The sequence below is a fragment of the Paenibacillus sp. JMULE4 genome (assembly GCF_013337105.1).
Classification (GTDB): Bacteria; Bacillota; Bacilli; order Paenibacillales; family NBRC-103111; genus Paenibacillus_G; species Paenibacillus_G naphthalenovorans.
The window spans coordinates 420,619-447,497 of record NZ_SGWF01000010.1; the positions used below are offsets into that span (position 1 = coordinate 420,619).

Annotated in this window: 20 protein-coding genes and 1 pseudogene; 5 read left to right on the top strand and 16 right to left on the bottom strand. The window is 49.8% G+C overall.

Going from position 1 to position 26,879, the window contains the following annotated elements:
* Positions 1–79 precede the first annotated feature (79 nt).
* Complete coding sequence (locus tag EXW96_RS04320) at positions 80–1,264, top strand: M20 family metallopeptidase (RefSeq protein WP_174349963.1); 1,185 nt, start codon at positions 80–82, stop codon at positions 1,262–1,264.
* A gap of 83 nt (positions 1,265–1,347) precedes the next feature.
* Here the strand turns inward: EXW96_RS04320 and EXW96_RS04325 are convergent, their stop codons facing one another.
* From EXW96_RS04325 to EXW96_RS04340, 5 genes are all read right to left on the bottom strand, one after another.
* Positions 1,348–2,070 carry an amino acid ABC transporter ATP-binding protein gene (locus tag EXW96_RS04325; RefSeq protein ID WP_054818402.1) on the bottom strand — a complete coding sequence of 241 codons (723 nt, stop codon included), beginning with the start codon at positions 2,068–2,070 and terminating at the stop codon, positions 1,348–1,350.
* A complete protein-coding gene (locus EXW96_RS04330) occupies positions 2,063–2,743 on the bottom strand; it encodes an amino acid ABC transporter permease (RefSeq protein WP_174349964.1) in 681 nt (226 codons plus the stop codon). The genes EXW96_RS04325 and EXW96_RS04330 overlap by 8 nt, the downstream gene beginning before the upstream one ends.
* Positions 2,744–2,848: 105 nt before the next feature.
* Complete coding sequence (locus EXW96_RS04335) at positions 2,849–3,466, bottom strand: transporter substrate-binding domain-containing protein (RefSeq protein ID WP_309225026.1); 618 nt, start codon at positions 3,464–3,466, stop codon at positions 2,849–2,851.
* Positions 3,442–3,705 carry a hypothetical protein gene (locus tag EXW96_RS27250; RefSeq protein ID WP_254611209.1) on the bottom strand — a complete coding sequence of 88 codons (264 nt, stop codon included), beginning with the start codon at positions 3,703–3,705 and terminating at the stop codon, positions 3,442–3,444. The genes EXW96_RS04335 and EXW96_RS27250 overlap by 25 nt, the downstream gene beginning before the upstream one ends.
* Positions 3,706–3,905: 200 nt before the next feature.
* On the bottom strand, positions 3,906–4,367 hold the full coding sequence (locus EXW96_RS04340) for a protein-tyrosine phosphatase family protein (protein WP_171005798.1): 462 nt from the start codon (positions 4,365–4,367) through the stop codon (positions 3,906–3,908).
* A 210-nt stretch (positions 4,368–4,577) separates the two neighbouring features.
* On the opposite strand from EXW96_RS04340, the pseudogene EXW96_RS04345 reads away from it, so the two are divergent.
* Positions 4,578–4,937: pseudogene (locus EXW96_RS04345) on the top strand (YheC/YheD family protein); the annotation flags it as partial.
* Positions 4,938–4,956: 19 nt separating this feature from the next.
* Here EXW96_RS04345 and EXW96_RS04350 read toward each other — a convergent pair.
* From EXW96_RS04350 to EXW96_RS04360, 3 genes are all read right to left on the bottom strand, one after another.
* Complete coding sequence (locus EXW96_RS04350) at positions 4,957–5,790, bottom strand: alpha/beta hydrolase family protein (RefSeq protein ID WP_174349966.1); 834 nt, start codon at positions 5,788–5,790, stop codon at positions 4,957–4,959.
* A 156-nt stretch (positions 5,791–5,946) separates the two neighbouring features.
* Positions 5,947–6,402: a Fur family transcriptional regulator gene (locus EXW96_RS04355; protein WP_054818399.1), complete on the bottom strand. Its 456-nt coding sequence runs from the start codon at positions 6,400–6,402 to the stop codon at positions 5,947–5,949.
* Between the two features lie 66 nt (positions 6,403–6,468).
* The gene (locus EXW96_RS04360; RefSeq protein ID WP_174349967.1) at positions 6,469–7,473 is read right to left on the bottom strand and encodes a CobW family GTP-binding protein; all 1,005 of its coding nucleotides are present in this window, start codon (positions 7,471–7,473) and stop codon (positions 6,469–6,471) included.
* Positions 7,474–7,687: 214 nt separating this feature from the next.
* Here EXW96_RS04360 and EXW96_RS04365 point away from each other — a divergent pair, with 214 nt between their 5' ends.
* The gene (locus EXW96_RS04365) at positions 7,688–9,073 is read left to right on the top strand and encodes an N-acyl-D-glucosamine 2-epimerase (protein ID WP_174349968.1); all 1,386 of its coding nucleotides are present in this window, start codon (positions 7,688–7,690) and stop codon (positions 9,071–9,073) included.
* Positions 9,074–9,188: 115 nt separating this feature from the next.
* A complete protein-coding gene (gene trhA, locus EXW96_RS04370; RefSeq protein WP_054818397.1) occupies positions 9,189–9,824 on the top strand; it encodes a PAQR family membrane homeostasis protein TrhA in 636 nt (211 codons plus the stop codon).
* Between the two features lie 56 nt (positions 9,825–9,880).
* Here the strand turns inward: trhA and EXW96_RS28480 are convergent, their stop codons facing one another.
* The 3 genes from EXW96_RS28480 to EXW96_RS04385 all read right to left on the bottom strand — a co-directional run bounded on the left by EXW96_RS28480 (position 9,881) and on the right by EXW96_RS04385 (position 13,155).
* Positions 9,881–10,282: a DUF4395 family protein gene (locus EXW96_RS28480; RefSeq protein WP_483874530.1), complete on the bottom strand. Its 402-nt coding sequence runs from the start codon at positions 10,280–10,282 to the stop codon at positions 9,881–9,883.
* Between the two features lie 37 nt (positions 10,283–10,319).
* Positions 10,320–12,470 carry a DNA topoisomerase III gene (locus tag EXW96_RS04380; RefSeq protein WP_174349969.1) on the bottom strand — a complete coding sequence of 717 codons (2,151 nt, stop codon included), beginning with the start codon at positions 12,468–12,470 and terminating at the stop codon, positions 10,320–10,322.
* 82 nt (positions 12,471–12,552) lie between these two features.
* Positions 12,553–13,155: a YkoP family protein gene (locus tag EXW96_RS04385; protein WP_174349970.1), complete on the bottom strand. Its 603-nt coding sequence runs from the start codon at positions 13,153–13,155 to the stop codon at positions 12,553–12,555.
* Between the two features lie 457 nt (positions 13,156–13,612).
* Between EXW96_RS04385 and EXW96_RS04390 the strand changes: the two genes are divergently transcribed.
* Complete coding sequence (locus tag EXW96_RS04390) at positions 13,613–14,725, top strand: MGDG synthase family glycosyltransferase (protein ID WP_174349971.1); 1,113 nt, start codon at positions 13,613–13,615, stop codon at positions 14,723–14,725.
* Between the two features lie 160 nt (positions 14,726–14,885).
* On the opposite strand, the gene EXW96_RS04395 is transcribed toward EXW96_RS04390, so the two are convergent.
* From EXW96_RS04395 to EXW96_RS04415, 5 genes are all read right to left on the bottom strand, one after another.
* A complete protein-coding gene (locus EXW96_RS04395; protein WP_174349972.1) occupies positions 14,886–15,743 on the bottom strand; it encodes a metallophosphoesterase in 858 nt (285 codons plus the stop codon).
* Between the two features lie 285 nt (positions 15,744–16,028).
* Positions 16,029–16,601 carry a YkoP family protein gene (locus EXW96_RS04400; RefSeq protein WP_254611210.1) on the bottom strand — a complete coding sequence of 191 codons (573 nt, stop codon included), beginning with the start codon at positions 16,599–16,601 and terminating at the stop codon, positions 16,029–16,031.
* 537 nt (positions 16,602–17,138) lie between these two features.
* Positions 17,139–17,366, bottom strand: coding sequence for a hypothetical protein (locus EXW96_RS04405; RefSeq protein ID WP_062408650.1), 228 nt, complete (start codon positions 17,364–17,366; stop codon positions 17,139–17,141).
* A 43-nt stretch (positions 17,367–17,409) separates the two neighbouring features.
* A complete protein-coding gene (gene galU, locus EXW96_RS04410; protein ID WP_054818392.1) occupies positions 17,410–18,294 on the bottom strand; it encodes a UTP--glucose-1-phosphate uridylyltransferase GalU in 885 nt (294 codons plus the stop codon).
* A gap of 120 nt (positions 18,295–18,414) precedes the next feature.
* Positions 18,415–26,829, bottom strand: a complete 8,415-nt coding sequence (locus tag EXW96_RS04415) for a glycoside hydrolase family 94 protein (protein WP_174349974.1) — start codon at positions 26,827–26,829, stop codon at positions 18,415–18,417.
* Positions 26,830–26,879 lie beyond the last annotated feature (50 nt).

Genomic DNA, 26,879 nt, shown 5'->3' on the forward strand with positions numbered 1-26,879 from the left:
AGGATCTTTTTGTTTTATTCCGCCCTCTTCATATATAATGGATTCACACTAGGGAATCAGTAAAGGAGCGACATCGTTTATGAAGCAGCAAATCGCGTCGGTCATCGACCGTTATAGTGAATCGTTTACCAGCCTGTCCAAATATATCGGAGAGCACCCGGAGCTCGGAAACGAGGAATGGGAAGCCTCGTCCCGGCTCAAGGAAGCACTGCGTGAGCATGGCTTCGAGATCCAATCTCCGGTCCTCGATCTCCCCACCGCCTTTATCGGCACGTACGTATCAGTCAAACCGGGCCCCACAATCGCTTTTCTGTGTGAATACGATGCGCTGCCAGAGCTTGGGCATGCTTGCGGGCATCACTTGATTGCCGTGATGGGACTGGCCGCGGCTGTCGGCTTAAAAGAGGTAATTGACGAGATCGGCGGCACGATCCGCGTCTATGGGACACCCGCAGAAGAAACGAAAGGCGCAAAGGTTCCCATGGCTGCCGCCGGGTTGTTCGATGATGTCGATATCGCCATGATGGCGCACCCTTATCATACATATGAGAAATCCGGCAGCTCGCTCGCCATGGACGCGATCCAATTCCAATACTTCGGTAAATCCGCTCATGCCGCGGCAAGTCCTTATGAAGGCATTAACGCGCTCGATGCGATTCTGCTGTTGTTTCAATCGATTGGGGCATTGCGTCAGCAGCTGCGAAGCCACGCCCGCATCCATGGCATCATTACCGAAGGGGGCAAGGCTCCGAATATTATTCCGGACTATGCGGCTGCACAATTTTACATCCGGTCCGCAAACCGACCCTATACCGATGAAGTGGTACAGAAGGTTCTTCACTGTGCCGAAGGAGCCGCCCTTCAAACCGGATGTACGATGAAATGGTCCAACTATGAATTTTCATATGATGAATTAATCACAAACCGCGTATTATCCGACCTGTTTACGAAAAATTTAACATCGATGGGCATTGCCGAGGACATGATCGAAACCGGCAAGGATCACGGTTCGCTTGACCTGGGCAATGTATCGCGCCATTGTCCGACCATTCATCCTTATGTGAAGGTAGTGGATGAACGCCACATGCTGCATACGAAAGAATTTCGCGATCTGGCGATGCTCCCGCGTGCCTTCGAGGGCATGCTGCTGGCTGCCAAGGTGCTGGCTTTTACCGCATATGATGTGATCGTCAATCCCGACCTGCTCCGTTCCATCCGGGAAGAATTTGAACGCAGCATTCGCAGCGGACACCAGGGGAGCTGACGGATTCATCATGAAACAAGAAAGAGGCAGATGAGCAGCTCCATTCACTCATTTGCCTCTGTTTGTGCGTTTAAATTCAAAATTCATAACACTTTTCTCAGGAATTCCTTCGTCCGCGGATGCTGTGGATTCGCGAACACTTCCACAGGCTTGCCCTGCTCGACGATTTTGCCGCCGTCCATAAAGATCAACCGTGTGCCAACCTCTCGGGCAAAGCCCATTTCGTGGGTGACGACAACCATGGTCATTCCCTCGGCAGCCAGCTCTTTCATAACATCGAGCACCTCGCCCACCATCTCCGGATCAAGCGCAGACGTAGGTTCGTCAAACAGCATTACCTTGGGGGACATGGCAAGCGCCCTGGCGATGGCGATCCGCTGCTTTTGACCGCCGGACAGCTGTCCCGGATAGCTGTCCGCTTTATCGGTTAAACCGATTCGCCTCAGCAGCTCCCGTGCGACCTTGTTCACTTCATCATTGCTCATCTTCTTCAGCTTTCGCGGAGCTAACGTAATGTTTTCCAGCACCGTCATATTCGGAAACAGGTTAAACTGCTGGAATACCATGCCCATCCGCTGACGCAGCAGATTGATATCATGCTTGCTGCGGAACAGCGAGGTGCCTTCGAATTCAATATCTCCGCCGGTCGGCTGTTCCAGCAAGTTCAAACAGCGTAAGAACGTGCTTTTGCCCGACCCGCTGGGGCCGATGACAACGACAACTTCGCCTTGGCCGATGTCGATATCGATACCGTTCAACACCCGGTTATTCCCGAAAGCCTTATGCAAATCCGTTACTTTAATCAGAGGTCCTCAGCCTCCTTTCAGCTAGTCCGAGCAGCTTGGACAACACAAAGGTCATCATAAAATAAACGATCGAAACAATGATTAACGGCTCAAACGGCTGGAACGTGTTGCCCTTCACTGTATCTGCGCTGTACATCAGTTCAGCCACCCCGATGACGGATACGATGGAAGAGTCTTTGATAATGGTAATGAATTCGTTGCCAAGCGCGGGCAGCACATTGCGGAACGCCTGGGGCAAAATAATATAGCGCATGGCCATCGCATGAGGCATCCCAAGCGAGCGGGCCGCCTCCATTTGACCTTTGTCAATCGCCTGAATCCCTGCACGAAACGTCTCCGCCACATAGGCGGCGCTGTTAAACGACAGGGCAAGGATGCATGCCGCCACGTCGGGAAAGGCCGACCCCAGCCAAGGAAGCTCGGGAAACTTGATTCCCAGCTTGGGCAAACCGTAATAAAACAAAAGCACCTGCACCAGCAGCGGCGTCCCGCGGATAAATTCAATATAGGACACGGAAAAAATCTTCAGCGGATAAATACGCGACATGCGCATGAGCGCGAGGCCAATACCAAGAATGACCCCGAAAATGACGGTAAAAAAGGACAATATCAATGTCATTTTGGCCCCGTTAATAAAAAACATATAGTACGTCGGCAAAAATGAAAAATCCATCCGTTCCCCTCCTTTTATTTATGTACGGCCTATAACCGAACAAAAACCCGCCGGAAAACGCTCCGCTCAGGTTTTTGTCCGATCATTTTCATAGACCAGGCCGAATTACTGTGCTTCCACCAGCTCATTCGCTTCGGCAACCATCTTATCAATCGATTTATCCTGAATCAGCCTGTCCAACGTTTGGTTCATCGCTTCCACAAGGTCGGATCTGCCCTTCTTGACGGCAATCGCAGAACCGCTGTCCTCAGAAGCCAGCTTGATATCCGAGATGACCAAATCCTTGTTCTTCGTCAGGTAAGCTTCAGCAACAGGCAGTTCCACTACAAGAGCATCAATTTTTTTGTTTTTCAATTCCATCATCAGGTCGGAAATTTTGCCAAGAGGCTTCACTTCAGAGCCTGGCATCTGTTCTTTCACGATCTTTTCCTGAGTCGCGCCTTTCTGGGCCCCCACTTTCATCCCCTTCAAGGATTCAATCGTATTGAATCGATCTTTATCCTCTGCACGAACGACAACCTTTTGGACAGCCGTATAATATATTTTGGTAAAATCAACAGCATTCATGCGCTCAGGAGACGGCGTCATCCCCGAAATCACAAAATCCACATTACCGGCTTGCAGCGCTGCCAGCAGTCCTTCGAATTTCATGTCTCTGATCTCCAGCTCAACTCCCAGATCCTTCGCAATCTCTTTGGCTATTTCGATGTCAAAGCCGACAATCTCATCTTTTTGTTAATCTCTTTATGAAATTCGTAAGGAGGATAATCGGCGCTGGTACCGACCACGATTTTGCCGGCTTGCTTAATTTTCTCCAACGTTGATTGCGTTTGCTGCGCGGTTTGGGATGAATGGTCTCCTCCGCCTGTTTGTTCCGTCGTCGCAGCAGGCTTTGTCCCGCAGGCAGTGATGATCAGCAGCAAGCTCATCAGCATAAGTGCAATCGCCTTATATTTTGACATTGGTCAATTCTCCTTTCTCATTAACTTCAACATTATATAATAGAGATTCCAGTTTTACAACATATCGAATGTTGATAATAGGATGTATTATTATGGAATATACCATAATCAATTGGAATACTATGGGATTTTATTCCTGTTCAAAATATAGAAAAAGCGGTATTCCCCATTTTCGGGAAATACCGCTTCTGATTTTCGTTTTATTCGGTTTTCGCATCATCCAGTTGAAAGATCTCAGCCACCGATTTCTTCAGCTTCTCATGAACCACGACTTCCGGACGGATGGCTTGAATCCGCGCCTCGGCATCATCCACCGAGTCGCTGAGTCCGAGGGCAAGAAGGGTGCCGATGGCTACGCTTCCGGCTCTGCTGCGTCCCGCCGCACAGTGAAACGCCACTTTTTTCCCCGCCTCGGCTTCCTTTACGATCGTATCAACGGCTTGTTTAAGAAACTTTTCCTGTCCCTCTTCTTTATCCACCAACGGGATATGGATTCTTACTACGCCTTCCTTATCCAGCTGCGCGTCAGGCGATTCTGCCCTCAGGTCGACAATGACCTCGCATTTTTCCTCTTCTATGAACGACTGCACATCCTGCTCTCCGCCGATGAATATTTTGTTATCCACCAAGGCCTGGTACGATTTTTTCGATTTTTCCGCCACAACCGCCACTCCCCTCACCTGATTTACTATGACTAAGTTTATCAAAGCATGCACAAATACACAATTTTTTTAACTACAGCACACATACACAGGAGGTGGTCGCTATGTATTCGTACAAAAAAAGTATAAAAGCAAGACGATCAAGGGAAAGCTCCGTGTGTGCCATGATTTGAGAGCCAATAAGGAGCTGAAGCCCCAGGTTCCTGGACTTGTACCGGATTTATGGCGAAGGTCGGCAGGAGAGACAACATCGTAACGAATTATTATCAAGGCGGAAAAATTTATACCATTGAACAATTGCTCAAGATGAAAGGCTTTTCTCCCGACCGAATTCGCACACGGACTCGCTCGTTAGCCCAAAAAACCGTCAAGATCGCCCGTACACTGAGCCAAAAACATGCGGGAATGCAGGAAGCGGGAATTGATTTTGCCTATGACTCCAAACAGCGCTTATGGGTGCTGGAGGTGAATTCAAACCACCCCCAATTTCATCCTTTAAAAAAACTCGATCCCGCAGCTTATCGCCGGATGGTCGCTTATGCCAGAAGCTACGGCAGACGCGACGATTAGGATGCTTGCATCGGATAAATCAAATCTCCCAATCGTTCCATTCGTTCTTGCGTTTATCGATCTGGAGCAGCCAATCCCGTGTTTTATGAATGACTTGCTCCTTCGCCTGACCGCCGCTGAAGGTATGATCCGCCTGAAAAATAACTTCTTTATCGCATTGTCCCTGACTGCGGAGCCAGAACAGTTTTTGGTATAAGAAGCAGTAATCGACCGGAATTACTTCGTCTGCAGTACCGTGGACAAGGAACACATCGCCGCTGAATTTACGCAGTTGCTCGAACGGTTGATGCTTGGCCAGCGATTCGAAGAATATAGGCTTCAGCGAGTAACCGAGGTAATCGGTTGAACCGTGCTTTACCGCTTCTTCGTATGCCTTTTTGCCGGTTATGCCTACAATGTCATTAAAAGGATAAGCAACGGGAGCCCAAAGAACAAGCGTTTTGACCCTTTTGTCCCGGGCAGCGGTCAGTATGGCGACGGCTCCACCCAGGCTATGCCCCAGAAGAATCACCTTTTGAGGATCTACGCAATCGATATCGAGCGCATAGTCAAGGACGGAGCGCGTTTGATCGATCATCGCATCGAGCCCGCCACTTCCATAATCGCCTGTGCTTTCACCGCAGCCCCCGTAGTCGAATCGGAGCACCATATATCCGTTTCGCGCATATTCCCTGGCCGCAAGCACGAATAACCGGTCTACTCCAATCCTGCTTCCGACAAAACCGTGAGCGATAATAATGATAGGGTACTTCTCATTTATAGAATAATTGCCGTTCCCATTCCCCGATACCGGGTAGTGAAGCGTGGCCGCGAGCTCCTGTTCCCCGCTTTGTATTGTAATATGATGTTCCATGATGACTTCCGCTCCTTTTACAAATTTCCTAAAATATATTATTCCGATGTTTTTAGTATGTTTTATCGCTATAATAGCACCCTGCCCGATATACTGTCAAACGAAAAAAACTCTGCCTTTGCGGACAGAGAAGTTTTCATGCTATTTGAGTAAAAGTTATTGCTGCTTCGCATTCACAGGTGTGCAGTCACCGCAGTATCCCAATATTTCAAACCGGTGATTGAGCACTTGAAAATCAGTCGGTACGCCATCCATCTGCTTCATTGGACAAAATTCAAAGGGAATCGTCCTCTCGCAGCTGATGCATATGAGATGATGATGGTGATGCGACTCGCATCTGGCGCGGAACTTCAATCCGTCGTTCAAATAAATTTGCTCCAGCACTCCCATCTCGGTTAACAGCCGGAGGTTGCGGTACACCGTATCAAAGCTCACTCCAGGATACTGCTGTCTCATATACTCATAGACATCCTTGGGAGCCAAATAACCTCTCGATTCGGCAAACAGACCGGCAAGACTTTTCCGCTGGTCGGTAATGCGCCAGCCCTTTGCCGACATTGCCTTTAAGATTTCTTCAATTGTGGTTTCCGTGTCATGCTCATGAATGGCCATAGCTACCTCTCCGTTTTGCGCCTGGATACTATTAATAATGCCTGAATACGCGCCGTGAGTCAAGATTCATCGGTTTTCGAGCGCGGTTAACTGCTCTGCCAGAGCGGTTTTGTCGAAATGCTCGCCAATGAACACGGCAACGTTCGGAACGTTTTCTTTTGGCGCGATTTTGATAAAATCCATCTCGCGGTACGCATACTGAAACAGGAATGGACTGGCCGTATCGGTAAACCATAGAACCCCTTTGCCCCGATAAATGTTGCGCGGCAGCCGGCCGACAAGCTCCTCAAAGCGTTCGCTATCAATCGGCCGGGTAAAATAATGGGTATATACCATGACATGGTCGTGGCTGTGATGGTGAGGCGGAGACCCTTCATGCCCGCAGACGGTGTCATGACGGTCATGGCCGTGATTTCCTTCACACCGGCAGGCCTGGGTCTCTTTATACCGATCCTTCACTCCGCCGTCCGGATGATCCAGCACAGTTAGATCCATCTCGCAGCGTACGGTCGGGATGATCGGAGCCACAGGGTTCAGCTCTCTAATGACGGCTTCCAGGCGCAAAAGCTCGGAAGGAGGAATGAGATCCGTTTTGTTCAAAATAACCCTTGTTGCGCAGCGAATTTGGTCGGCCATCAGCCGGTAGGTCCTTCCAGCCGGATTAATCGATCGTTCTGCAAGCTGGGCGGCGTCAACCACCGTAATCACCGATTGGAGCGCAACCTCCGTCAGCATGGAGGCATCCGTAATTCCGTCGAGCATTTCCATCGGGTTGGCCGCTCCGGTACTCTCCACGAATACGACATCCGGCTTATGGTCCTGAATCAACTGTTTAAGCTCCATTCCCAAATCCCCGCGAATTGTACAGCAGATACAACCGCCAAGCATCTCCGTCATAGGCACTTCCTCATCGACCATCATGCCGTCCAGATTAACATCCCCGAGCTCGTTCATCAGCACCGCCGGCTTTTTGCCGTTGAGCTTGAAGTAATCCAATGCCCGGGTAAGCAGCGTCGTCTTGCCGCTTCCAAGAAATCCGGTCAATATATGCACAGAAACAGGCTGCTTCATTATTCTTCACTCTGCCTTCGTTCTTGGTTTCGTTTCAAGGGTACATTGTACTCCCGCTGTCTTATACTGTCAATTTTACAACCTTAGTCTGGTTGTCCCGCCCATTCCGACCCGCTTCGTTTATCCTTCCTTTTTTATTCTAAATTGGAAACCGTACGCATAGAAGCGTACAATATAAGAAAAAAGGCGAGCGGAGAAAGAGGTGCAGTGAGGCATGCTTATCCGTACATATGATCCCCGAAAAAAATCTCAACCCCCCTCTGCCATCCATCAGTTGCAGCCTAGCATCCAAATTGATCCAACATTTGCTTATTATCTGGACAGATCCGAGGATAGCGTCGCGGCAGAGCTGGAGCTGGCCGGATTCCGGGCCGTACGTTATTTTGTAACAAACGAAACCCAGGTCAATGGACGCCTTATTGCCGCTTTGCGCAATCGGGGCCTGGAGGTGTGGGCCATGGTGCTTGGCAACGGAGCCTATGGAACCGGACACCTGCCCCCGGGTTGGAAGGATTGGCAGATGACGCTGCTGAAAAAAATAGATGACGGATTCCACCGGTTCTCCCTGTTCAGCCACCAGTATTTAGCTTGGAAAAAAAACGCCGTTTCCCGTCTCATCAGCCGGCATCCTTTCACCGGCTTCGAGGTGGCGGAACCCTATTTTCCGGAATGGAACGGTCTGGACAGCGGGGTTTACGGGGATGTCGGTCCTTTGGCCAGAGCCGCGTTCAAGAGGTTCAGCGGAGCTGAAATGCCTGACTTTCGTTACCCGGGCTCCCCCGCCTATTATAAAACCGACCGTGCCCGTTACCTGCTGTGGATGGAGTTTCGTGTACAGGCGGTCAACGGCTTCCTGAACGAGCTCATCAACGGCGCAGGCGGGGTGCGGGAAACCAATCCCGGGATACGGATAGCGACATGGTCCCTTGCTGTAAATGCGGGGGACGATTCCGTTCCAGCCCTTAGAGAATACCAGGGCATTGACGCCGCCGCTATGATCCGCACAGTGCGTCCGGACGTGCATATCCTTCAAACCCATTGGCCCGATTGGATGCGCGAACGGCTGAAGCCCGACTATATAAAGCATTACAAACCGTTTATGGACCATATCCGGGCTTCTCATGCTTCCATCCCGATCGGTGTGCAAACCGATATCGGTTCGCTTCGCCGGATGCGGCGCAGCCGTGCCTGGATGGAGCGTTTTGCGGCGGCCGCCGGAGCTCACGGGTATCAATTCTGGACCGCATACGAATACAGTATCGGGCTTCCGATGTATGAGGACAAACCTCAGCCGGTTCGCGCCCATCGTCCCGAACAAAGCATCGTCGTGCTGGAATTCAACAAACGCGTGGACGTACGGACGGCCTCCTGCGGCCAGCATTACCGTTATGTGAGCCATGGAAGCGAACCGGCAATCCCCGTGCGCGTGAACCAAGTCGACGGGCATCGGGTCGTTCTTTCTTCAGAGCAGTTCCCTGTCGAATCGTTTGAACTGCATATCACCGGGATCCGGGATACCCCCGAGCTATGGCTGCTCAAGAATGAGGCGGGCAATCAAACGCCGCAAGGGTGCCGGATCAAGATTCCCCGCTGCATTTGATCATTGGTCATTTGTTCCGTTTGGAGTTACAATGAAATCAAGGTCTCCTGCTTTGGCTAGACCGGCCTTGAACGAATCGGCGGAGACCCTATGTTCCGATGGGAGTGAAATGATAATGATCATCGATCCTTGGAAAGAAGAACGCGCCAACGCGGTAACCCACGGAATCGGAGCCGTCCTCAGCGTGGCGGCCCTTGTCCTGCTGCTGATCCATTCTTTACGCAATGGCAGCGTATGGCACATCGTCAGCTTTACCGTTTTCGGCGTTTCGCTGATTTTGCTTTACGTCTCCTCTACTTTGCTGCACAGCGCCCGCCAAGAGCGGTGGATCGACATCTTCTCGATCATGGACCACGCCGCCATATTCGTGCTGATTGCCGGCACGTATACCCCATTCCTGCTCGTGACGCTGCGTGGTCCGCTGGGTTGGAGCTTATTCGGGATCGTTTGGGGATTAGCACTCGCCGGGATTATTTTCAAGCTGTTTTTTGTCAAACGCTTCATTCTGCTCTCCACTCTATTTTATATCGCGATGGGCTGGCTTGTGATGTTCGCGTTTGGTCCGCTGCAAGAAGAGCTTGCTCAGGCGGGAATAGTATGGCTCGTTGCAGGGGGCTTGCTGTATACGCTGGGTACCATCTTTTATTTATGGAGAAAAATCCGCTATCATCATGCGATCTGGCATATATTCGTACTGGCCGGCAGCATCTGTCATTTCGTTACCGTTTATTTCTATGTTCTGCCCGAATAACAACAAACAGACCGGGAGGCCCGATCAGGCACTCTCCGGTCTGTTTGCATATCACTTCACTTTATCTGTTGCGGAGCTGCTTGAATTGGAAATATAAAAAACAGCCGACACAGAACCCGCAGATCGCGACAAATGCCGCCGCGGCTACCATTCCCGCAAAAAGATAGCCTACCCAACTGCCAGGCATCAGCCAGAAAGAAACCACAGACAAGGTCAATCGAATTGTTGAACCGCTGCAGCTCCGCGGCTTCCGTCTGAGCTCCGGCAATACGGCCGTGCAGCAGCGGCGCCGCCAGCTGTACAATCAGGTTTGCGCGTACGCCCTGCCATAAGCCGATCACTTGTATCGCCCATAACGCAGCGATTAGAAAGGGCTGTTGAAATATAATGGCGAGAACAACAAGTAAAACAATCCCCGTTTGATTCGCACGAACATAAGGAATAGGAATTTCTTTCATCTTGACCGATCCACCTTTCGTCTAACTGATTATGGAGTCACTTCAATTCAAAAGACACTTTCTGCTGCTCTTTGTTCCAAACCAGCGCTGCCTCGAACGTTCGATCTCCTTTTTTAAATCCTTTCAGCGAAGCCGTTTTCCCCGTCTTCAAAAATCTCTTGATTTGAGTTTCAGAAATGGTTTTGCCGAGCACCTTCTTGGAAAAGGAAAAATTACACTGGGGATAGGCCGAGCAGCCAAATAAACTTTTCTTGTCCACAACAGGCTTTTGGCATTTAGGGCACGGACCCAGGCCTTCGGAATCGGCTTCCGTATGTTTTAACGGTTTACCTTCTTCTAATTGCTGAGCCGTAAAGGTCCAGGTTCTCGCGTTTTCCAGAGCGTCTTGCACGATCTTTTGAGATAATTTTCTGACCTGCTCCATGAACGATTGGGGCGAAGCTTTGCCCTGTCCTATATCGTGGAGACGCTGCTCCCATTTCGCAGTCATTTCTGCTGAAGCGAGTATACTGTCACCAAGGGCCTCAACCAGCATCATACCTTTGTTTGTGGCATAAACCAAGTTTTTTTTAACTTCAATGTAGTTTCGTTCCTTCAGCACGGATATAATGCCTGCTCGGGTGGCTTCCGTCCCCAGACCTTCCGTTCGTTCAAGCACCTTTTCGAGCTCCGAATCTTCGAGATGCTTGCCTGCCGTTTTCATTAAAGTAATTAATTGACCTTCAGTATATCGTTTAGGCGCTTGTGTTTTACCCTCTTTCACCATCAGTTCTTCTACTGCTCCGGTATCCCCTTCGACCAGCGGAGGCAGGACTTCAAGTTCAGATTCTTCCCCCGAGTCATGTTCATACAGCACCGTTCGCCACCCTTCTTGAACAATTTGCCTCCCCTTCGTCAAGAACGTTTCCTGCCCGCCGACTAAAGTAGTTAGACGGGAATAATCGATAATCGCCTTATCATAATGGGCCGCGATGAGTCGTTTGACAATTAATTCATACAAGTTGCGCTCATCGTCCTTTAATCGGCTGGGCTGCGGAATGACCTCAGTAGGAATAATAGCATAGTGATCGCTGACCTTGGCGGCATTTACAAAGCGCTTATGATTGGCAATCGATTGTACAGGAAGCGGAAAATAGCTTTTGAACGAATCCAGCCGGCTTAGCCTGGCAAGTATATCAGGAAACTGCTTGGCCTCTTCCGGCGTTACATAGGCGGAATCCGACCGTGGATACGATATAAATCCATCCAAATACAACTGCTGCAATGCGTTTAAAGTTTTCTGAGGGGAATACTTGTATATTTGATTAGCCGCAGCCTGCAGAGATGACAAATTAAAGAACTGCGGCGGCTGAAATTCTTTTCGTTCTTTCACGAGATCAACGACACGGGCCTCTTTGCCCTTACAAAACTGTCTGACCAATTCCGCTTCTTCTTTAGTTGTAAACCTCGACTGCTCGCCTTTGAACCACGTTCCGTCATAACGTGCATCTTTCGTAACAAACTTGGCTTTCAGTTCCCAGAACGGTTCAGGCTTAAAGTTTCGAATTTCCTTCTCGCGCGCAACGATAAGAGCAAGTGTAGGGCTTTGTACACGCCCGGTGGAGAAAACCTCCCTGATGCCCCTCCGCTGAAACAGTAACGAGTATACCCTCGATCCGTTCATTCCGACAAGCCAATCCGCACAAGAGCGGCTTAGCGCTTCGTAGTATAACGGCCGGGTGGCTTCTTCACTCTTTAAGTTCATAAACCCCTGCTCTACCGCCTTCGGGGTCAATGAAGAGATCCACAGCCGTTTCATCGGCTTCTTGACGCCGCTTAATTGAACCGCAATACGGACGATATATTCCCCTTCCCTGCCGGCGTCCCCGGCATGAACGATTTCTTTAACATCCGGTCGAAGAAGCAGGCTTTTGATCACTTGAAATTGTTTGGCTTTGGAAGGAGCTACCCGATGCTTGAACTTCTCGGGGATGATCGGCAAAGAAGAGATGCTCCATCTTTTAAGGCCGGGATCATATGCTTCAGGAGGAACCAACTCACAGACATGACCGACAGCCCAAGTTACAAGCGCACCTTCGGGAAAAAACGGATTCGGGAATATTTCGATAAAGCCCTGCTGTTTTTTATGTTTAAAGGGTGAGGCCAGTTTGGCCCCTTGATCCGGTTTTTCGGCGATGATTAATTTCAATGAAGTTACAGCTCCTTGTATCGAACGTACAACTTATTATATCAAGAAAATTGAAAATTTGACTAACAAATAAAATAAATCATCAAGAACGGTTTATGTTGGATTTGAGCTCGCCGCTAGGCGTAAACAACACAAGTTTTTGTAATAGCGTATCCTTGGACATAAACAAGTAAGTGGGGACATGTTTTTTCATGTTTTTAAACGGATTCGTCACCGATAACAGATAGATCGGCATCAAACTTATCCATTTTGACCATTTGTACCCTGTGCTGGTTATGGGAAATGCTTCAAAACTTAATTTATCGTATCCCCGATTTAACATGGTAATCCCGATCAGCCCTTTGATATCATGGCATTTCGGATGGCTTCTAACATACAAGGCAAGGTCGGGCAGCGATCTTTCAATGCTCCGGTAAAGAAATCTTGCTTTTTGCAGTTCATTCCTCAAGGCCAGCATGTTCTTTAACAAAACAACATTATGTAAATGAATTTTCAGCAAGAGATCGCCCTTTTGAATCGTCGTTCCGTCGGCCAAAGATACCGGTCTGCCTTTGTACAACGTAAGCCGCACTCGAAACGCGCTGCTTTTCCGGTCGCCTCCGCCAATATATTTTAACCGGGTACAGGCATAATAGATGGGATCGAGAATATCCCAAACGGTCAGGGCTATTGACTTTAACCTCATGTCCTTATCCCCTTTGGAATGTTTTCATGGAAATGGTTATTTTGTCTTGTGAAAGGAATTTCATTGGTGGAAAAAATCAGTTTCTGCTTATACATGCTGCTCCGGATTAAGAAAACCTCTCACAAGGCCATTCATGAATGAGCGATCGCAGTGGTTACACATCTAAAATCAAACCCACTCTTATTTGTACGTCGGCTTCCAATAAAACACGGGCTTCCCTTAATCCGGAACGCACGTTTCCAAGCTTATGCTGTTCTTGAGATATAATGGGATATCTCGATAAAGTCCATGATTTGTATGTTGAAAGTCATCACCTTCATCTTCATCTCCATCCGTCGGTCTCCTCGCGAACATCATACAACCATGTATGTCAAAGGCCATGATGTAGTATCCTATTTACCGTATTATCCCCAGTTTGTATTTCGCATATTGCCGTTACTGATGGAGGAAATGAAGGATGAAAAAAATATTGGTTATGCCCTTTCTTTCGATATCTACCGGCCATCACCAGGTTGCAGAAGCTTTAATGGATCATATTCACGGAGTAATGCCTTCTGTCCAATGCAAAAAAGTGGATATTCTTCGATACAGCTATGGGAGGATGGAATCTGCCGTATCACAAATTTACATAAAATGGATTCATTCATTCCCGAATTTCTACAACTGGATATACAGAATGTCGGTATACCAACCGACGCGGCAACCGCAGCGTTACCGTATCTACGAGTGGCTTTTTCAGTATTTTGTTGAAAAGCTGGTTCGCGAGGAACAGCCTCATATGATCATTTGTACCCATGCTTTACCTTCTTATATTCTCAATCGTCTAAAGACCCGTCGTATAATCTCCGTACCGGTTATTAATGTATATACCGATTTTTTTATCAATAATCTGTGGGGATGCGGCAATATCGATTACCATTTCGTTCCCAACAAGGACCTAAAACAATCGCTCATGCAAAAAGGTGTCCCTGAGGAACGGATTTTTGTTACCGGTATACCGATTCACCCGAAAATTACTGAGAATCAAGAAAAATCGGTGTTCTCTTCCCAAATGACCGTATTAATTTCCGGCGGCAGCCTTGGTGCTGGCGTCATTCCTTCCCTTGTTCGCCAAATTGGAAAAAAGGGAAATATCCACTATAAAGTATTATGCGGTAAAAATAAGCATTTGCACGAATATCTGATAAATTTAAAGCATCCCCGTATTACTCCCTTACCCTATATCACATCAAGAGAAGAGATGGATGAATTGTACAATCAAATCGATGGCATCATTACCAAGCCGGGCGGAGTAACGGTCAGTGAATGCCTTTATAAAAGAATACCTATTTTTGTTTACCATGCGCTGCCTGGACAAGAAAAAATCAATCTGCAAAGCTTAAATCAGCAAGGGCTTATTGTCCAGGCCGACCATTGGAAGCACGAGGCGAATATGGAAGAACAATTGGGAAGTATATTAAGCTCCCGGGAACAATGTGATGGATTGCGCCGAAATGCAGATCATTATTACGATACAATTACGAATAGAAATATCTCGTTGTTATTGCAAAGCATATGCCAACTTCATTAGGGCATACAGCTAATTTCGAACTGGAACGGTATAATGTGCCCATCACTCCGCCGCGCAAATGATGGCTGTCATGGGAATGGACGACCTGCGCAATCTTATTCCATGTCGGGTAAATGATATGATACTCGCACAGGGACTAAAAAAGTACAAACTCCGATCGCTAGACTGCTTTCGGAGTTTGTACTTTTTCAATAGCCTGTAGAGATAAGTGATGAAATGTGATTTCCGGCCTGCTGCCAACCCGGATATTTAACCCTGTTTGCCCCAATCCTTCACTGATATAAAACGCTTTGCCCCGATAACGCTGCAAGCCTTTTACCATATTCATGCGAACCAGACGTCCCATCTTAATCAAATGGTAAGGCTTCGGCCACCAAATCTGGCCTCCATGAAAATGACCGGCCAGCAAATAATCAAAGTCATATTTCTCCATTATTAATACAATATTAGGGTCGTGCGTCAAAACCAACCGAAACCCTTGATTTACCTTCCGGAAGGACTGATCTAAATTACTTCTCTTCGTGCTGAAGTCGTCGATTCCGATAATGTGGACAGGTCTGCCGTCTACGTACAAAAGATCATTTTCATTTTGTAAAACTTGACACCCGTTATCCTCCAACACCTTCCGCAGCTTATCGAAATCATGATGCTTCAACACGTAATCATGATTGCCGAAAACAGCATAAATTCCATATTTCGGCTTCATTTTGTGCAAAACCTTTAAATATTCGGACAGCTTCGGAATACTTTTCACTTTGTCCAAATAATCCCCGGTCAATGCAATCAAATCCGGCTGGTCCCCGGATAATAGATCCGATAACCGGTCAGGCGATACCGAAATGTTCTCCATGTGCAAGTCCGAAAGATGCAGTACTTTCAAAATTTCATTACGAGAGACGTTCTTGTTTTCCGGCAACCGGATATGAGTCAGTTCTACCTGTTTCGTATTTTTATGTGCTTTATATAATAAACGGATGATCACTGCTATGATCAAAACCAACATGATATACCATTCCATTTCGAAACCCCCTTTTCTATATCTAACAGTATAGAAAATGAGCCGGACAATGTCATCGGTAATTAATGGCCGGTATTTTTGTCCCGGTATGACAGAGATGAGGCCTGGTACGATAACAAAAAAAGCCTTCCCCTTCCAGGGGAGGCAAGTGAGAAAAAGGTTATGAGGAAAAGTCTATTATGGGAAATAGAATTGCGCAACAATTCTGATTTCCAAAATTCAAGTATAACCCACCATATTTTGTGATGCAATGTAAAATAAAACCTATATATAGTACTTTTGGTTTCAGACGATCTTTTTGGGCTTATCATCAACTCCACATAATTTTTGTAAAAGCTGATCCTTTGACATAAACAAATAGGTCGGCACATGCTTTTTCAAGTTTTTAAACGGCTGCGATACCGATAGCAAGCAAATAGGCATCAAACTCATCCATTTTAAACATCTATATGCTGTGGAGGATATCGGGAATGCTTCAAATCCTAATTTCTCACAGCCCCGATTTAACATCGTAATGCCGATTAGCCCCTTGATATCTTGGGATTTAGGATGGTTTTTAACATACAGGGCAAGATCGGGTAACGAACTATCAATAAACCTGTACAGAAATCTTGCCTTTTTGATTTCATTTCTTAAGGGAAGCATGTCTCTTAATAGAACGACATTATGTAAATGAATTTTTAGTAAGATATCCCCCTTTTGAATCATCGTTCCGTCGGATAAAGTTATCGGTCTTCCTTGGTATAAGGTAAGCCTCACACGAAATGCACTGCTTTTCTCATTACCGCCGCCAATAGATCTTAATCGGGTACATGCATAATATATGGGATCAATGATATCCCAAATCGTCAAGGCCATTGACTTTAGCCACATGTAGTACATTTCCCCTTTGAAAATGTTTAATGTATGGAGTTATTTTTGCTTGCCATGACAAATTTCATCGATGGAAAATTCAGTTTATAGATGCTGTATCTTTGTTGAAATGGGCGAGAATAAAGCAAACAGGTCGGATACGAGTGCTTGTATAGCCTCGAATTCGACCTGTTTTTTTGTTAAAATCGTCCTTTTTCAATGGGAATGTCTCAAATTGGGTTTTGCAGTCTACTTTTGAGACAGCCCCGTTTTCCTGAAACGGTATTAAACCCGTTTTATTTCCTGTATATTTCGCCGCAGCGAAAACCGGCCGGCAAATCCGCGTATGCCATAATGGCCCCAAATGCAATTGACACATTTTTTAGGTTGTTTCGGTTTAATAATCATACTGTACTCCTCTTTAGTACTGACTGGTTAATTATTCCACTTTAACCCGCTTCTTTTTGTTTTACAAAATTGAAAAAGGGGTATCCCCGTCACCTCGGTGAATTTTGGGACAGCCCCGTTTAACCTTACGACTTTTTAATACAACCACATATTCGCGGCTGCCCCGACCAGACCCAAGCCTATGGCCCACCATCCCAAATTGTTGGCTTGACTAAAGACGGTGATCAAACCAAGAATTATCGCAGCACAACCAAACAGAACCGGTGAAAAGAAAAAAGCGATAATTCCTGCGATAATCCCAATCCATCCCATCCATAAAGCCGATGAATCCGTGTTATCTCTTTCCTTTTCCTTGGCCACCATTTATTCCACCTCCTCTGTTTAGTATTTCTATGATGCATTAAAATTATTTACTTGCCGATCCCTTGGACCGCTCAAGCCAAAAATGATGCAATTTATCATGCAAATCTTCACACCGCAAAGCCAATGACAAAGTAGCTTTTATATATCCCCATTTGTCCCCGATATCATGGCGGTCTCCCTCCAGAAGACGCGCATGCATGCCCTGCTTGAGGCAGAGAATCTTGAGAGCGTCCGTCAACTGGATTTCACCGCCTCGTCCCGGCCCTGTTTCCTCCAAAATATCGAAAATCTCCGGTTGAATGATATACCTTCCGACGATGGCCAAATTCGATGGCGCTTTATCCGTATCGGGCTTTTCGACCAAATCCTCCAATTCATAGATATGGTTATCGATCGGCATGCCCGCAATCACGCCATACTTGGACACTTCTTCAGGCAAAACGGGCTGTACGCCCACCACCGTCTTCCCATGGGTCTCAAACTGTTCCATCATCTGCCGAAGCGCCGGTTTCGTAGGGTTATCGATAATATCGTCACCCAGAAGAATGGCGAATGGCTCATTTCCGACAAAATTTCGGGAGCATAAGACCGCATGTCCGAGTCCGCGCTGCTCTTTTTGCCGTATGAAATGGATATCCGCCATTTTCGCGATCTCCAGCACTTCTTCATATTGAGACCATTTCCCCTGTTCTTTAAGGAAATACTCCAACTCCACATTGTGGTCGAAGTGGTCTTCAATGGCGCGTTTGTTTCGTCCTGTCACAATCAGAATATCCTGAATCCCAGAAGCAATGGCCTCTTCCACGATATATTGAATTGCAGGCTTGTTAATCAAAGGCAGCATTTCTTTGGGCTGGGATTTGGTTGCGGGTAAAAATCGGGTGCCGAAGCCTGCAGCCGGAATAATCGCTTTACGTATTTTATACATGTGGAAACTCCCTCCAACCGATCATGATGACAAGCGTACAGATTACTGCGGCCGTCCGGCGTAAAGCTGCGGCTTGCCTTCTTCATCCGCCGACGACCGCCCCATTCTTATACCTTGGCACTACAACGTCACAACCACATGGTGGACTTGCCCATCGTCACATAATTCAACGTAGTAACCGTCTTTTGCATCGTGCTCCTTAAGGGACATTTCTTGACCGTCCATCTGTAAAGCAGTCACACCGCCGGATTTATGCAGCGGATTATTGACGGTAATGAGAAAGCGCGTCCTGCCGAACCGGTAATGAACGGAATACTCCGGCCATTCACTGGGAATGCACGGGCTGATGTACAGCCGCGTCCCCCGTCGGCGAAGTCCGAGAATCCATTCAATTCCCGCCTGATACATCCACCCCGCGGCGCCGGTGTACCAAGTCCAGCCTGCATGTCCTTTGTGCGGATTCGCCGTATAAACGTCTGCCGACATCACGTAGGGTTCACCGGCGTACCTCCGCACTTCGTTTGACGTGCGCGTGTGGTTTAGCGGATTTAACAGGTGAAACAGCTCAAACGCCTTGTCCCCTTTCCCAAGCTGGCACCAGGCGATAATGCTCCAAATGACACCATGCGTATACTGCGCCCCGTTCTCGCGAATTCCTGGCGGATAGCCCTGAATGTAACCGGGACTAGGCTGCGTACGGTCAAAAGGCGGTGTCAGGAGACGGGCGACGGAAAGCTCCCGATCCACAAGCTCACGATCGAATGACTGCATCGCCTGCAGAGCCTTGTTCCTTGGCGCGGCTCCTGAAATGACCGACCATGACTGGGCAATAGCATCGATTCGGCATTCCTGATTGTGGATAGAACCGAGCCATTGCCCGGCATCGGTGAAGGCGCGGCGATACCATTGTCCATCCCAGGCATGCTCGTCGAGTGAAGGAATGAGCCGATCCCTTACATCCCGGTAACGTTGCGACCGTTCTGCGTCACCTCGCTCCCTGCAAAGATCCGTGAACCGGCCGAGAATGTCATAGAGAAACCAACCGAGCCATACACTCTCGCCGCGGCCTTCCGCCCCAACAAAATTCATCCCGTCATTCCAATCTCCGATTCCGATCAGCGGAAGCCCATGTTCGCCAAAGCGCTGCAAGGCCCTGTCGATGGCCCGCAAGCAGTGATCGAACAGGGTTCCGCTTTGTTCTGAAACGCGTGTCGGCTCGTATCGTTCATGTTCCCCTTCCCGCAAAAGCTCACTGTGAAGAAACGGAACTGCCTCTTCAAACAGGCTGTCATCCCCCGTATGCTCCACGTATCGCGAAGCCGCATACGGCAGCCATAGTAAATCGTCGGAGAATAACGTACGGATGCCGCGCTCCGTTTCTTCATGCCACCAGTGCTGCACATCGCCCTCCTCATATTGATGCGCAGCGTGCAGCAAAATTTGTGCACGCGTAAGGTCGGGACGGGTGTGCAGAAGCGCCAATGAATCCTGCAGCTGATCGCGAAAGCCGTATGCGCCTCCCGCTTGATAAAAGGCGGATCTGGCCCACATTCTGCAGCCGAGCGTCTGATAAAGCAGCCATCCGTTCAGCAGGACATCCATCTCGGGGGATGGCGTAGATACCGAAATCTGGTCCAGCACATCATCCCAGAATTCCCCTACAAGCGCTAATGACTGCTCGCTGACACGCGCTTGACGGTAGGTTTGCGCCAATTTCATGGCGGCATCGCGCGACTGATCGCAACCGAGAAGTATGTAAACTGTCCGTTCGGCATCAGGCTCCAGCGTAAGCTTGGTCTGCACCGCGCCGCAGGTATCATAAAGAGCTCCCGTTGTCTTGGACAACCGCTCGCGGCTGAGTGAAGCGGGATTTTCGTATGTGCCGTTGCGCCCGAGAAATTCATTGCGGTCTGCCGTCCAGGACAGATCAGCCGGTTCGACTGGAGCAGACTGCTGAACCTCTGATGCTGTATCCGGGGACTCCTCCGACGCTTCAGGCAGCAGATACATACCCAAAAAGGCCGTAGCATCGCGAAACGATTCCTGATATGCATTGCGAGCCAGGAGCATTTGGGCCGATTCGTCCCATTCCGAAACGATGAAGGAGGCGTTCGCCTGACGTTGTACACCCAGCACCCATTCAGCGTAATAGGTGACGGAAAGGCATCTTTTTTCGGAAGTTTTGTTTTGCAGCCGCAATTTGATGATTTTGACAGGATCATGAAGCGGAACAAAAACGGTCATTTCCTGCATGATACCGTATCTCTCGTGATGAAACCGCGTGAATCCCCGACCGTGCGAAACCGTATAGGATTGGTCCGGATTTGCGGCAGACGAAGGAACAGACCATATTTCACCGCTTTCTTCATCCCGCAAATAACAAACTTCACCAGGCGGGTCGAGCACAGGATCATTGAACCACGGGGTCAATTTGCACTCCCGGCTGTTTCTCCACCAGGTGTAACCCGTGCCAAGCTCCGAAACAAGGCAGCCGAAGCGAGGATTGGCGATGACATTGATCCATGGCGCCGGCAAATGATTACCGTTCTTGATCACGATCCGATACTCCCGCCCATCGGGTGAAAACCCGCCCCAGCCATTAAAGAACATCAAATCGCGCACGTCTTCCGTCGGCGGGCTGCCGAACCGGTTTAACGGCACTGTCGCTGCGAACGGGGCCGGCCAGGCTTTATCCTGACGCGGCAGCTTGATTTGCGCCTTCAGACTCGGACCGCCCGCACGCAGGATAAGACGGGCTGCGGCCAGCAGCAGCGTCCTGTCCACATCCGGCAGCTGGTCGGCATTAATAATGAACACTCCCCCATTCCCTGCGTTATACCGGTCCATCCCGTGTTCTACCGCACTGCGCAGCGCTTTCTGCAAATCCTGCTGGTATCCGCCTGCCGATTCATTCAGAATGACCAGGTCAAAAAATAACCCCAAGCGGCGCAAATACTCGTGTCCGATCAGAAGTTTGGCAATAAATTTCATATTGGCCCGATTCTCGATCCGTACAAGGATCATCGGACGGTCCCCGGACACGCCATGCGCCCAGAGGCCGGACTGCCCTTTGGCATTCGCCATGATTCTGTCCTTCCGTTCCTTCCTTAGCGGAGAAGTATACAGCACCTGTCCGGCAAAGGTTTGGAAGGCCGCCGCCTCGGCGGCCGTAATGTGCAGATGCCTAAGCTCGATTTGACTGCGATTCCACGCGAGCAGAAATGTTCGTTCCACCGCCTGGTTCTCCAGGAACCGGCGGACGATGCCGACCGCTTCCTCCTTGGAATCGGCAATCCCGGTAACAGCGAACAATTGAACCTGTTCACCGGGCTCGATGCTTACCTGACGCCGCATGATAAAGGCTGGGTCCGCCACAGAGCCCACCGTACCGCGAAGGCGGGAACGGATCCCCTGCGGCTGGGAGATGGAATGTCCGCGGCCGATAAAGCTGGCCCGGTCTGTCTCATATTCCGCCGGTCCGAGCGTTCGTCCTTCCGCCATGAGGGAATGCGCCGCCCATACAGCCTTCTCACTTTCCTGTCGGGGTCTTCTTCGGGCGAGAAGGCACTCGGAATCGCCCGCATATTCTGTTTCTATAAATAATTTGCTGAAAGCGGGATGCGCATCATCAGCTATAGGGGGGGCCAAGGCCAGCTCCGTAAACGTTGTGACCTCTATGATCTTGGCCTCATTCCCCGTGTTGGTCAGCGTCAATCGGCGAATTTCCGCATTCCATTCGGGCGATACGCAGACTTCAAGACGGGTCTGCACGTCTCCGTCTGTACGCATGAAGGTGGCCCGGTCAAGCGAGAATTGTATGCGTTGTTCGGATGACGGAACACGGCACGGTTGAAATGCCGGAGACCACACCGCATCACGGGCGACGTCACGGATATAGATATAGCTCCCCCAATCGTCCAATACCGGATCCTCCTGCCACCGCGAGACGGCCAGACCTTCATATCGGCTGAACCCGCCGCCACTGCCCGTCACGACGGTCATATAGGTTCCGTTGGACAGAACACACACCTCCGGCGTACGCGTATCTGCCGAGAGGTATTCCCGCTGCGCATCATTCTGCACCGGCCTTGTTTCAGGCATATATTCACGTGCCATTGCAGGGTGTCTAATGATTTTGGGATGCGCGGGTATCCGCTCCTGCAGCAGCAGCTCCGCCGCCTGCACGCGCTTGTCGCGGTGAAACCGCTCGTACATTTTTACCGGCAGCAGTATGTTCGCAAGGGCAAGCAAACTCATCCCTTGATGATGGGCCATAAAGCTGCGGATGACCATGCATGTCTCATTATTCGGCATCCGTTCGGACGTGAAATCGATCGCCTCATAATAGCCATATTTGCCGCGCGCGCCAAGCTCCTCCATTTTACGCAAATCTTTAAGCCCTTGACGTTTCGCAAAAGGCAGCGCCAGAATGGCGGCATACGGCGCCACGACCAAATCCTGTTCCAGGCCCCGCTTGAAGCCGAGACCGGGAACGCCGAACGCCCTGTATTGATAGTTCATCTGGTAATCAAAAGCGTAATAGCCGGATTCGGAAATGCCGAAGGGGACACCCCTTTCGTGCGCATAATCGATTTGCCGCTCCACGACGGCGCGGTAGGTGCTATCCCAGATGGTGTTCCGATAGGTGCGCATCATCAGCCAGGGCATCAAATATTCGAACATGGTTCCGGACCAGGAGAGCAGCGCGGTGCGCTTCCCGACTTTGGTCATGGTCCGTCCGAGCGCGCGCCAATGAGCTACAGACACCTGACCGAGGGCAATGGCAATAAAGCTGGCCTGTCTTGCCTCTGATGCCATCAGGTCATACAGAATCTTATCGCGTTCTTGGAGCGCGGCATGATACCCCAATGTCAATAGTTTGGTCTTGTGATCGTAAAGCGGACGAAAGTCTGTCTTCTCAATCAACAGCGCCATGCGTGAGATCAGATGTTGTCCGCGTGCCGGCCAATCCTCTGCCGATGCTTTGCGTCCGGAACCGTCTTTATTCCCCCCGACTCCCGCGTCTGCCGTTTCCGTGGTCTTGTCCGTCAGTTTACCCTGCAGTGAAGGCACCAAATCCTCGGCGAATGCCACATGGAACGCTTCTTCCGCTTGACCTTGACCCTTGGTATTCGACTCCGGCTTTTCGTTGAATGTAAAGTCATTTTTGAGCCACTCGGCCAACCCCTCTTTGACTGTCATTAAATAGCCGGCGAAGTTACCGGAATCCACCGTCGATACGTACAGAGGAGGCAGTGGTTCTAGAGTAGTCGTGTCGTACCAGTTATAAAGATGGCCGTTCCATTTATTCATGCGCTCCACCGTATCGATCGTACGCTCCAACCGCTCAATCAGCCCGGGCGTATCGATAAATCCGAAATCCCGTGCGGCGAGCGTGCAGGCAAGATAAAGCCCGATATTGGTGGGCGAAGTTCGATGTGCAATGCCATTGGGCGGCTCCAACTGCACGTTATCAGGCGGCAGCCAATGGTCCTTTGCGGTAACGTAGTCCTCGAAGAAGGTCCAAATCTGTTTGGCCAACGCCTTCAGTTCTTCCTCTTCTCCCGGTTCGAGCGTCAGCTCGGCCTGTTGGACGGGACGGTCCAACCAGTGGACGACAAGAGGAGCGAATAACCATACAGCACAGAGCGTCAAGCCTGTCCACCGTACCGCTGGAGCGCCGCTCGCCGCCGCTGCCAACGCAAAGACAAGCACCAATGCATATCCCGGGTACATCCCTAAAAGCACAATATGCCGCTTTCCGCGGTTGCGGCGTTCAATTTCCGCAGAGCTGACCCATTCAAGCAAACGACGCTTTGAAACGAATAGCCGGAACAAAGTTTTGCCGATCGCGTCTAGCAGCAGAACGCTTTGAAACGGCAGAGTCAACAGGGTAACCAAAACTTGCAAAGCCGTGGCAAGCAGGCTCCGGGGACGCCGAATAGTATGCCGCATTGCCACGAGTTGGCGGATCAGCGGCAAAAACAATGTAGCAAACCCAAAAACAAACCAGCGTTCCGGTGATCCGGGAAGGACGCCCGTACCTAACAGCAGAAGAGCGAACAGCGCCGGCGGAAATAGACTGCGCCGCAGGTTATCGATCATATGCCAGCGGGTAAGAGCGGATAGATCGACCGGCAAGCTCTTTCCCCGCCGGTCGGATGTGCGGGGAAAGAGCCATAAAAGCAATTGCCAATCCCCTCGCACCCATCGGTGCAGTCTTCTTTGATACGCGCTGAACGCGGCAGGCTGGTCATCGATCAATTCAATGTCCGACAGCAAGCCTGCCCGCAAAAAGCCGCCCTCCAACAAATCATGGCTAAGGACCCGGTTTTCAGGAATACGTTCGCATAGCACCTGCGCAAATGCACTGACATCGAATATCCCTTTACCCGTGAAAATCCCCTGCCCTAATCCGTCCTGATACGGATCGGAAACCGCAAACGCATAAGGATCGATTCCCGGATCGCCTGACCATAAATAAGCCAAGCGCGAACGCAAGGACGATTCGTGACTAATGCCGATTCGCGGCTGCAGTACGCCGTATCCCTCGACCACCCGTGTCCGCGAACGGTTCAGCCGCGGCTGGTTATATGGCAGATGCAGGGTACCGATCATCCGGTGGGCGCTGCCGATCGGAAGCTGTGTATCCGCGTCGAGTGTAATGATATAACGGATGCCCGGAAGAACCGAGGCATCCCCGACTACGAAGTCGTAGGTCGTATCTGTTCGCCCTTTTAGCAGTTCGACGAACTCTACCAGTTTGCCCCGCTTGCGCTCCCAGCCCATCCATACGCCCTCAGACGGGTTCCACAATCTGCGGCGTTGAAAAAGGTGAAACGTACTGCTTTCTTCCGTTTGGGAGTACGTGCGGTTCAAACTCTCAATACTTGTGCGGGCAGCTTCAAGAATGGCGGAATCCTGCGGAAGACTCTCGGCGTCGGCATCGGCAAAATCACCCAGAAGGGCGAAATGAAGATTTGGATCGCGGTTCGCCAGATAATGAAGCTCCAGCCGATCCGCCATTTCCCGCACTTGTTCGACGTTTGACCAGATCACCGGAATGACAACCATTGTAGTCGCCTCACTCGGAATTTCATGCGAGAAATCATAGCGAAGCAGCGGCCGCGGCTGCCTTGCGCACTCAATCATCCAGTGTGTTGCCGTTACGGCCCACTCACTCACGGGTATTGACAGCAAAAGCAAAACCGCCGCCCACCCGGTCAGCGTCAAGCTGAAGCCTCCTGCAATCCACAAAGCGAATCCGAGAAGTGCAACCAGGAACAGCCCTGTAAGAACGGTGAAATAAACGCCGGTAGCCCGTTGCAGCAGCCCTATATGCGACAAACGCCGGGGACTGCTGCATTGTTTCAGCGCGCGCTGGAGCTCTTTGACGCCGCTCGGTTCGAGCAGGTAATAAGCGATATACGCCGGACGAGGCATCACATCCGGACAAACCGCACTACCCGCGGCACTCTCCTTCTCCGCTATATGGGTGTTGGCTTGTTCTCGTTCCGCGCACGCCAGGTTATACTCTTGTGCCGCCAGCTCCACAGCCTGCTTGGCGATCAGATTCTCCGGCACATTAAAGCGGCAGGCCAGCCGCTCAACGCGTCCCCGCAGTACGCTGCGGCTTGAATCATCCAGCAATACATAGTCACCGGAGTTTTCTTGCCTCATGGTTTGTTCCACAAGGCAAATTTGCTCGAATGGTTCGTGCCAGTCGCAGCGTTCGATTTTTCTCAGACTGCTGATGGCATTGCCTATCGTCACTTGATATGCCGCCTGAAGCTGATACTCATAGGAGACGATACGATCCAGGCTGTCAGGACCGTTTTCCAAGTTGCACAACAGCCATTCACGTACGTGTGCCGAATCGTCCGTCCATTCACGCAGATGACTGACCAAATGGACGATCATCGGACCGGAGAGCGGCATCTCTTGGCCTGCTTGTTCAAGCGCAGCCTTAAGCGCATCGGGACTTACCTTCGACGGCTCAATTCGCTCCAGCAGCCTTTCGACGAGTGAACACACCTCATGCCGTTCGCGAATGAATTCCATCACTTCGGCCAATCGCCGGATCAAGGCAATTCTTGCGATAAGCGGGATCGCCCACGTTTCAGCAATGGTCAAAACGGATACTTCCTGATAAGAATTGATATAGGAAACAAAAGTGTCCATGTCCAGGTTTCCGTCCACGTGTTTCAGATAATCGGCGCAGATCGAAAGAATCCGTGGCTCGCCGGTCTTGCATAGATGCGGCAAACGCCGCAAAAAGCTTCCGGTGAGCTGGCTTTTAATGACTAACCCCTGTTCCTCAATGAACTCCGCGTGATCAAGGAACCATTCTTCCGCCGGCTGCGAACAACTTGCGCGACGTCCATGCATGGAGCGTATGAACGCAGTCAAATTTTCCATATCCGTAGTAAAATTCCGCCATATGCGCATCGCTAGGCGTCGCGTGATGTATGGTTCATGGGTTAGCGCAAGTTCATGAGCTTTTTGTCGGAGTTGTTCCGTATGTAGTAGATTCATACATCCTCCCAAAGAAAGTCAGAAATTAATGTTAAAGAAGTCATGTCTAT